Annotated in this window: 13 protein-coding genes; all 13 read left to right on the forward strand. The window is 67.6% G+C overall.

The annotated features are described in order from the left end of the window. The first annotated feature begins 94 nt into the window (after positions 1-94). The 13 genes from ACIA75_RS35565 (at position 95) to ACIA75_RS35625 (ending at position 7,668) form a co-directional block, all read left to right on the forward strand. On the forward strand, positions 95-1,126 hold the full coding sequence (locus tag ACIA75_RS35565; protein ID WP_397111481.1) for a DUF3560 domain-containing protein: 1,032 nt from the start codon (positions 95-97) through the stop codon (positions 1,124-1,126). Between the two features lie 236 nt (positions 1,127-1,362). Next, positions 1,363-1,935 (forward strand): hypothetical protein, encoded by a 573-nt coding sequence (locus ACIA75_RS35570; RefSeq protein WP_397111482.1) that lies wholly within the window; start codon positions 1,363-1,365, stop codon positions 1,933-1,935. 53 nt (positions 1,936-1,988) lie between these two features. After that, complete coding sequence (locus tag ACIA75_RS35575) at positions 1,989-2,204, forward strand: hypothetical protein (protein WP_397111483.1); 216 nt, start codon at positions 1,989-1,991, stop codon at positions 2,202-2,204. Beyond that, complete coding sequence (locus ACIA75_RS35580) at positions 2,197-2,754, forward strand: bifunctional DNA primase/polymerase (RefSeq protein WP_397111484.1); 558 nt, start codon at positions 2,197-2,199, stop codon at positions 2,752-2,754. Before ACIA75_RS35575 ends, ACIA75_RS35580 begins: the two co-directional genes overlap by 8 nt. Positions 2,755-2,807: 53 nt before the next feature. Next, complete coding sequence (locus ACIA75_RS35585; protein WP_397111485.1) at positions 2,808-3,341, forward strand: hypothetical protein; 534 nt, start codon at positions 2,808-2,810, stop codon at positions 3,339-3,341. Positions 3,342-3,501: 160 nt separating this feature from the next. Next, entirely contained in the window at positions 3,502-3,732 is a 231-nt protein-coding gene (locus ACIA75_RS35590; RefSeq protein WP_397111486.1) for a hypothetical protein, read from the forward strand. Positions 3,733-4,019: 287 nt separating this feature from the next. Continuing rightward, the gene (locus ACIA75_RS35595) at positions 4,020-4,259 is read left to right on the forward strand and encodes a hypothetical protein (RefSeq protein WP_397111487.1); all 240 of its coding nucleotides are present in this window, start codon (positions 4,020-4,022) and stop codon (positions 4,257-4,259) included. Positions 4,260-4,900: 641 nt separating this feature from the next. Beyond that, complete coding sequence (locus tag ACIA75_RS35600; RefSeq protein WP_397111488.1) at positions 4,901-5,512, forward strand: hypothetical protein; 612 nt, start codon at positions 4,901-4,903, stop codon at positions 5,510-5,512. A gap of 15 nt (positions 5,513-5,527) precedes the next feature. After that, on the forward strand, positions 5,528-5,791 hold the full coding sequence (locus ACIA75_RS35605; RefSeq protein WP_397111489.1) for a hypothetical protein: 264 nt from the start codon (positions 5,528-5,530) through the stop codon (positions 5,789-5,791). Positions 5,792-5,925: 134 nt separating this feature from the next. After that, a complete protein-coding gene (locus ACIA75_RS35610; protein ID WP_397111490.1) occupies positions 5,926-6,201 on the forward strand; it encodes a hypothetical protein in 276 nt (91 codons plus the stop codon). Then, positions 6,198-6,542: a hypothetical protein gene (locus ACIA75_RS35615; RefSeq protein ID WP_397111491.1), complete on the forward strand. Its 345-nt coding sequence runs from the start codon at positions 6,198-6,200 to the stop codon at positions 6,540-6,542. Before ACIA75_RS35610 ends, ACIA75_RS35615 begins: the two co-directional genes overlap by 4 nt. A 225-nt stretch (positions 6,543-6,767) precedes the next feature. Next, on the forward strand, positions 6,768-7,208 hold the full coding sequence (locus ACIA75_RS35620; protein ID WP_397111492.1) for a hypothetical protein: 441 nt from the start codon (positions 6,768-6,770) through the stop codon (positions 7,206-7,208). A gap of 283 nt (positions 7,209-7,491) precedes the next feature. Then, positions 7,492-7,668 (forward strand): hypothetical protein, encoded by a 177-nt coding sequence (locus ACIA75_RS35625; RefSeq protein WP_397111493.1) that lies wholly within the window; start codon positions 7,492-7,494, stop codon positions 7,666-7,668. The last annotated feature ends 62 nt before the right edge of the window (positions 7,669-7,730 follow it).

The raw sequence follows: 7,730 nt of genomic DNA on the forward strand, positions 1-7,730 counted from the left end.
GACTTTACACACTGGCTGCGTCGCCGCGTGGTCGCTCGGCTGCATTTGTGGGGTGTTTGACCAGCGATAACGGCAAATGTGATATCATGAAATCATGAAATCGGAAACAGGGTTGCAGGGAACACATACCGACGAACTGACAATTACGCACACCCGGGCCGCGGGAACGCTCGTCGACGGCACGGCCCGCGGGGACGGTTCCGCCGAAGTGCTGAAGGCGATCGGGTGGCACTGGTCGCGCCATCTGGGCGCTTGGTATCTGCCATGCACGCGAGATCTGCCGGTGCGGCGCTGGAAGGTCGACCAGGCCGCGGAAGCATTGCGCGCGGCAGGGTTCGCGGTCGCGGTGGAGATCGACGACCGCGCCCGGCCCACGGCTGAAGTGGAAGCCGACCGCGCCGCCCGCCAGGCCGCCCGCGTGGATGCACTGCACGGCAAGGCCGCCCGGCGGGCCAGCCAAGCCGACGCCGCCGACGCCGCCGAGCGGCGCGCATTCGATGCGCTGCCACCGATGGGGGAACCGATCAAGGTGGGCCACCACAGCGAAGGACGGCACCGGCGCGCCCTGGAACGGGCAGAGCGGGCCTGGGATCGGTCGATGCAGGCACACCGCGACGCGGACCACGCCCGCCAGCGTGCCGAGGCCGCCGAGCCCACCACAGCGCACCGTTTCAACCCGGGCGTGACCCGGCGCCGGATCGACCGCATCGAGGCCGACCGCCGCCGCTATGAGCGCTCCCGCACCGAATGCGTGCGCATCCTGGAAACCCTCGGCGCCGACGACGCGGAGAAAGCCGCGCGGGTCCGCGGCCGTATAACCCAGCTGGACGAGCTGATCAGCGAAGCAGTCGACCAGGCGAGTTACTGGCGGGACCAGCTCGAGGCCGCCCGCGCCGCCGGGGTGCTGATGTTCGACCGCTCGATGCTGCGACGCGGTGACCGGGTGAAAGTCGGCGGCTCGTGGTGGCCGCACCCGGTGCAGCGGGTCAACCCGAAAACCGTCACGGTGGGCACCGAATACAGCTGGACGCACACCGTTCCGTATTCGACGATCACCGGCGTCCGCAACACAGCCGGGCAATTGGTGAGTTTCGATGCCGAGGGGCGCCGCAGCGACGAGCGATAACGGGTCGACCAGGGGGCCGGGCGGGTGGTAGCCGCCCGGCCCCGGCAGCAATCCGGAATGAGAGTGTCGCGCACCGCGACCGCTGAACCACACAGGAAGAAGAGACGGAGATGACTCCGGAAGTATGCGCGAAATGTGGGCGGTGCCGATCACCGCTGCGCCGCGGGCTCTGCGGGGCTTGTTACGAAACTGTGCGGTCGAGGCAAGCGGCATATGGTCGCTGGAATCCTGATCGTGTGCCGGCCGAACCGGCGCGGGCGCATGTGCTCGCTCTGGTCGAGGCCGGTGTCAGTCTGCGCCGGATTCCTGTACTCGCAGGTGTCCCGCGTAGCACCATCGGAACGTTGCTCAAAGGGAAGAAGGGCCGCCCGCCGGCGCGCTATCTGTCCCGGTCCACCGCCGATCGGCTGCTCGGTGTCCCGATACCAGGTGACCCGCTCATCGTCGCTGCGGATCATGATCATGTTCCCGCGATCGGTGCGCAACGCCGGTTGCGGGCGCTTGTCGCGGCCGGGTGGACAATGGCGGCGCTGTCGGCCGAACTGGGTATGCGGGCCCGAGATTTCAGCGTTCTCATCCACCACGCCGAGCGGATCACCGCGGCGCGTCACTGCGCGGTATCCGAGCTGTTCGCCCGGTTGCAGCTCACCCCAGGGCCCTCCGACCGCGCCCGGATCTATGCGCGGCGGCGCTGCTGGGCGTTGCCGATGCAGTGGGACGAGGACACGATCGACGACCCGGACGCCACGGCCCCGGCGAAACTGCGCCGCGCACCATACAGGACTACGGCCCGGGTGTCGGTGTCCTAGAGCAGGATCACCGGCATATCCCGGCCCCGAATCGAATCGAAGGAGACACAGCGATGGCTACCGAAACCCCCACCGCCGCCGCGGCGGACACCATCGATGAACAGGACACGTGCCACACCTGCGGGTGCTGGTGCTACGGCTGCCCCTGCGCCGAGGACGAGGAGCGCGCCGCGGAGAACGGCGACGACGAGATCTACCACCGCAGCGCGCACTGTTGCGAATGCGGCAGGAACGGGCCCGAGTGTGAATATCACTGCACCTGTGCCTGATCCCGCGGTGTCGCTGGCGCTGGGCCTGACCGTGTTCCCGGTCCGCGGCCGAGCGCCGGCGGCGCCGGACTGGGCGACCACGGCGACCGATGACCCGCGGCAGGTGCGGCGCTGGCCCGCCGGCTGCAATCCCGGCATCGGATGCCGGGCGAACGGCCTGGTGATACTCGATATCGACCGCCGCTGCGCCGTCGACGGCGCCACGACGCTTTCGGCGTTGTGCTCAGCCGCCGGCGAAACCCTGCCGGCCACGTTGACCGTGGGCACACCTTCGGGCGGCACACACCTGTATTTCCGGGCCCCGGCGGGACGCTGGATAGCCTCGGGCCGCCTGGCCGCCGGGGTGGACGTGCGCGGGCCCGGCCGCCGCACCGGCGGCTACGTGCTCGGGCCCGGCGCGGTGGTGGCCGGCCGCCGCTACACCGTGACCACCGCAGCGCCGATCACCGCGCTACCCGAGTGGCTGGCCCAGATCCTGCCCGGCCGCGACATGCCCATGACGCACGGAAGAAACCGCGCGAACTGCGCACAACCGAAAGGGAAACAGTAGTGACAGAGATGACCGAACCGACCATCCCGACCGCTCCCCGATGAGGACCCACCATGAATAGCGTTCCTGTAGAAACCGTGATCGGGCCGGACCCGGGATTTTGCCACCGATGCGGCGGTGTCGAGGATTTGCGGAACTTCCGAGTGCAGGGCGGGCGCGCGTTGTCGCGGACAGTGCTGCTGTGCGGCGGGTGCACGTCGCTGGTGTGGGCGGCCGCGACAACGATGCTGGCCAACCAGCCTGTAGCACTGGTGCCTTCCCCGACCACCGCGCCACCGCAGCCGCTGACCCTGCCCGCCGACGCCGGCCCGGAATCGCTGTTCCGGCCGGGTGATGTCGTGGTGATGGTCCAGCGCGCAGACCCGCGCATCAAATTCAGCTCCGAGAGCTTCCCCACCTGGCCCGGCACGGTGCAACGGGCATGGAACCACGGGCAGAGAGTGGGGGCCGACCGTACATCGATGCCGATGTGGGTCTACCACGTGCATTTCGAGGACGCGCCGGGCGATTTCAGCCACGACTACATGCCCGTGACCGCCTACCAACTGGAGTTTGCCCCCGGCTGGGAACGGCCAACGAACCCGTGACCAGCGCAATGTCCGGTTTTGCTACCGGAAATGAGGGACCCATGAACGGCACCACCCCCAAGCGTTGACGAGAGCGGCCGGCGTCGCGGGGCGGTCCGGTTCTGTCGCTGGGTGGGTCTACCGTGACCCGCGACGCACACCGAAGTGGAAGGAAACGCACGTGATCGAAATGGATTTGACCAAGGACGGGCCCGAGGACATCGCCGCCACGGTGTTCGCGCTGTCGGCTATGCCGTTGCTGGACAGGCGCGCCGAGTGCGTGGCAGAGGGCAAGGTCAAGGCCGCGCTGTGGTTGGATGGCGAGCTGGTGAACCTGGGTATGAACGCGGGTGAGCGGGTGACGTGCCAGCAGTGCGGAACCTGGGTGAGTGAGTGCCGGCATAACGAGTGAGCCGGTGCCGGGCCGTGGCCCGGGGTGCGATACGGGGCCGGGCAGGCACTATCTGCCCGGCCCCGTGGTCGATAGTGGCACAGGCGATAGGAGGTAGAGCGAGTGGCACAGTATGCGGAGTGCGCCGGGTGCGGGATCACCGAGGGTGATTTGCCCGAAGAATTGGGGCCGGCCGAGACGGTGGCCGAGTTGTGTTTCACCACCGCCGCCGGCGACGGGCAGACGTATTGCCGGGCGTGCGTGGGTACCGTTGCAGCTGAACAGCTTTCCAATCGGTAGGGGATGGTGTGAGCAGTACGGAACCGGTAGACCAGCATTCGGCGCGGCTACAGCAGTTGTCAGCCGATATCACCGCGGCGGCCTCGGCCGCGCGGGAGTCGAGCGACCCCGAGGCCGCGGCGCGCCTGGTGCACACGATGACAGTGCAACTGCACGCGGCCGCGGTGCAGACCCTGGACCGGGTAGCCGCCGAGTTCACCACAATGACCGGCTACGACCCGGCACCCGCGGCCGCCGATACCCGGTGATCCAGCACGGGTGAACAGCACCCCGGGAGAGCCGGCGGACAGTGTTCCGCCGGCTCTCTCTATTTTCCGGTGACGCGAGTGAGTGCAGGTAAGACGTTGAGGGCCGGTCACATTCGGCCGACCGTCACGCTGCGGGGGACAAGGGGCACCGCGTGAGGTGAGGCGGCGCCGGGCCTTACCCGGTGCGGCTTTGGGTACAGATAGCAGGGACGACACAGGGAGGGGCGGCGCGGCGGACGTGGTGAAACATGCGCCTAGAGAGGTTCTTGACTGGCTGAACGCGGCTGTGTGTGAACGGTATCGAGAACAACGGGCCGGATTCGTGCGCACGGGACAGGTTCAGGCGGTGCGGTGGCTCGACGACGAATTGGAGGACATGGGTATGCCGGCCGCCGAGCGGGTGACGTGCCCCCGATGCGGGGCGTGGTGGAGTGAGTGCGCCCATGGCTGAGTACGCGATCGTTTCCTGGTCGATAGCTTGACCGCCTGCCAACCGCGGCCAATGTTGTGGGTCTCGCGAGTGCCAGTCGTGGTGTTTGCGCTGGTCACGATAGCGCGCCCCGGCTGAATGTGCCCTAGATCACCGGTAGCCGACCGATTGCGCGCCCTCAAATAAGGGCAATATCTGATATCATTAAATCATGAAATCAGATACAGAATCGCGGGAGGTAGTCACCGCCATGGCCGCCCTGGTCGATACCGGTTGGACCTATCGCGTGGTGGTCGGCCACGACGAGGACGGCCCCGAAGTGCACCAGTTGACCCAGACCACCCGGCGCGGTGGCCGGTTCACTGCGACGGTGACCGCTGTAGCGCTGGACTCGGATCGGTGGCGGTTCCGGTATCGGGTGATCAACCCCGAAGGGTTCGCGGTCCCGGACGATTTCAACTGCCACGTTTTCGGGGCCGCTTCCGTCTACGACGCGGCGCGTATGGCGTGGGACCGGGCCCGGGAGGCCGAGACCGCCGCCGAGCTCGAATTGCTGCGCCACGGCTACACCGGCGGCCCGTTCGGCGTGCACCGTTACTACTGGCTGACCGTGCGGCACCCGTATTTGTCGACGGTCAACGCGGTCACGGTGGCGTTCGGTGTTCAACTGTGCCGGTATCAGCAGGGCGCTATGTCGGTGGCCGATTTCCGGGCCGTCACCGGCGACACGACCGCCGAATGGTCACCGCGCCATATCCGCACCGGGCTGCGCGCGGCGCGGGCGTATCTGTCCACCGTGCTCGGTGTCGAGTTCTCGGCGTAAAGGGGGCGCGTGGATATGTATGTGGTACCTGCCGAAGCACTGGCCGAGATGGTGCGCACGCACCCGGAATACGTCTCGGCCGAACCGGCCGAGACGTCGGCGGCCCTGCTGGTGTGTGCGCCGTATCTGTCGGCGTTGCTCGAATTCCTGGCCCGGTTCGGCGCCCACATGGCCGAACAGCACGGCGCGCCGGTCGGGGCCTGGTCCGAGGGCAGTTGGTTGCGGACCGGCATGGGTGAGCCGTCGATGGTGTTCCCGGCCGTGCTGGTGGCCGAATGACGGTGCCGCGCACCGGCGCCGAGTAGAGACCTGGGTTCCGGGCGGGTGGTAGCCGCCCGGAACCCCGGAGAGAAAGCACCGGGGGCGCCGCACCGGCGCCCCCGGTTCCGCCCCGAGGAAAGGAGAACAGCCCCATGCTGTTGGTGATGGTGGACCGGCTCGAGGAACTGCGGGCAACACACCCGTACGACCCGGTGAATCTGCATACGAGTGAGACCGGTTGCCGGTTGGTGATCAGTGGTGAGCTGTCCTCCGCCATCCTGTTCGTCTACCGCCTGGTGCACGGCCAGGCGCACACCGACAACGGTGATGCGCGGATGCGGGCGGCGCTGAGCGGGTGCCGCGTCACGGTCGACCCCGACGACGGCGACACGCTATTGGTGCTGCCCAGTGTGATGGTGGCCGCGTGAGTGGATCCACTGAGCCGGTGAGCGGCGCCGAATGGGTGCCGGTGTTCTACACGCTGCCGGTCGAACAGGTCGAAGAGGGCATGAGCACCGACGACGGGCAAGACATTCTCGCCGTATCGGCGTGGCCCGACGATTCGGCATGGTTCCTCGACGTGTACACACCGGCCGAGGATCCGGCCGCCGATCTCGTCAACCAGGTGCAGGGCGAATGCCGGGCCTATAAGCCCGGCGAACGGGTCGGCCTGGCGGTGTTCGTGGATACCGAGATAGACGGCAGCGACCACCCCGACGCGGTACTCAGGACCCCAGAAGAGGCAAGCCGCGCCGAAGCTGGCCGATAACACAACCGATCCGGCCGGGCGGGTGGTAGCCGCCCGGCCGGATCAGTGTTTCTGACCGGTAGCTGTAGGCGCTCCGGAGCGGCGCCGGCCGAACCGATTTCCGCGGCGCCGGCACTGCCGTTACCGCTGGTAAGGCGAGTTTCAGCGCACGTTATGTGGCGCACATCACTGATTGCCAGCCGGTCGCGAGCCCTGAACCCCGAGAGTTTCTGATATCATGAAATCATGAAATCAACCGGTGGGAGGGGCCCACTGGGAAAGGGGTTCTCGATCATGATCCGCACGTTCTACCGCCCGGCCCGTGCTGCTGTTCTGGCTGCTGCTAAGGCTCATCGCCAGCGCGTCAAGGGTGCGTTGGCGGGTGCGTTGGTCCGGTACCGCAACGGCGCGGAGGTCACCGGCGCGCTGGCGTCGGGTCGGCTGGTCACGGTGACCGTGCACATGGCTGCCCTCGGCGCGGATGAGGAAACGTGCCGCCGGTTCGGTTCGCACGCCGGTAAGCGGATCAAGGCGGCGTTCCGGGCCCGTACGGGTGGTGATCCGGTGCGGGTGTGGACGGTGCGCAATGGCCGCGCTATCGAGGTCTGCGCCTACGCCGCCGACGATCCGGCCCTGTCGGCCGGGCTGGGCGACTACGCCCGCACCGCCTATCTGGTGGCCGCCTGAGCGACCGAACACGGGGCCGGGCGGGTGGTTAGCCGCCCGGCCCCCTATGGGCCACAGAGAGAAACCGAGACACCGTATTTCGACCCGTGGGAGGGGAATCATTATGAAGTACCCGTATACCCCGGCTCGGCCGACACGCGGACCGCAAAGGGATCCTGTCTCGTGGAAATCGTTGTGGCACAATGATTTATATAGGAAGTGCAAATAGATTCTGTTGTGCAGCAACAGGATTCGGGGTACAAGGTAGTTGACGGACTGTCCCTACAGAGCCTATTATTGAGGTATGAGCAACGCACCGGCGATCACCACCCGCGAAGCGGGTAGCGCCACCGCGACGGCGCGAAGCGCCGGTGTCACCAGCGCCGCATCGGCCGAAAGCCTCACCCAGCAGCGCATTTGCGCTGCGGGGCGCGGGCGGGCCGGCGTCACCACCCCCGCCGCCCGGAGGGCGGCTCCGTAGTCGGCCGAAGGCCGGCGTTCCCCCCACAAACCCCCGGCGAAGCCGGGGGTAACCCAGCCCGG

Source organism: Nocardia sp. NPDC051750, from assembly GCF_044453135.1.
Taxonomy (GTDB): Bacteria; Actinomycetota; Actinomycetes; order Mycobacteriales; family Mycobacteriaceae; genus Nocardia.

Coding starts and splice junctions, on each gene's coding strand:
- ACIA75_RS35565 (WP_397111481.1), top strand. CDS start 95: ATGAAATCGGAAACAGGGTTGCAGGGAACACATACCGACGAACTGACA.
- ACIA75_RS35575 (WP_397111483.1), top strand. CDS start 1,989: ATGGCTACCGAAACCCCCACCGCCGCCGCGGCGGACACCATCGATGAA.
- ACIA75_RS35585 (WP_397111485.1), top strand. CDS start 2,808: ATGAATAGCGTTCCTGTAGAAACCGTGATCGGGCCGGACCCGGGATTT.
- ACIA75_RS35600 (WP_397111488.1), top strand. CDS start 4,901: ATGAAATCAGATACAGAATCGCGGGAGGTAGTCACCGCCATGGCCGCC.
- ACIA75_RS35605 (WP_397111489.1), top strand. CDS start 5,528: ATGTATGTGGTACCTGCCGAAGCACTGGCCGAGATGGTGCGCACGCAC.
- ACIA75_RS35610 (WP_397111490.1), top strand. CDS start 5,926: ATGCTGTTGGTGATGGTGGACCGGCTCGAGGAACTGCGGGCAACACAC.
- ACIA75_RS35620 (WP_397111492.1), top strand. CDS start 6,768: ATGAAATCAACCGGTGGGAGGGGCCCACTGGGAAAGGGGTTCTCGATC.
- ACIA75_RS35625 (WP_397111493.1), top strand. CDS start 7,492: ATGAGCAACGCACCGGCGATCACCACCCGCGAAGCGGGTAGCGCCACC.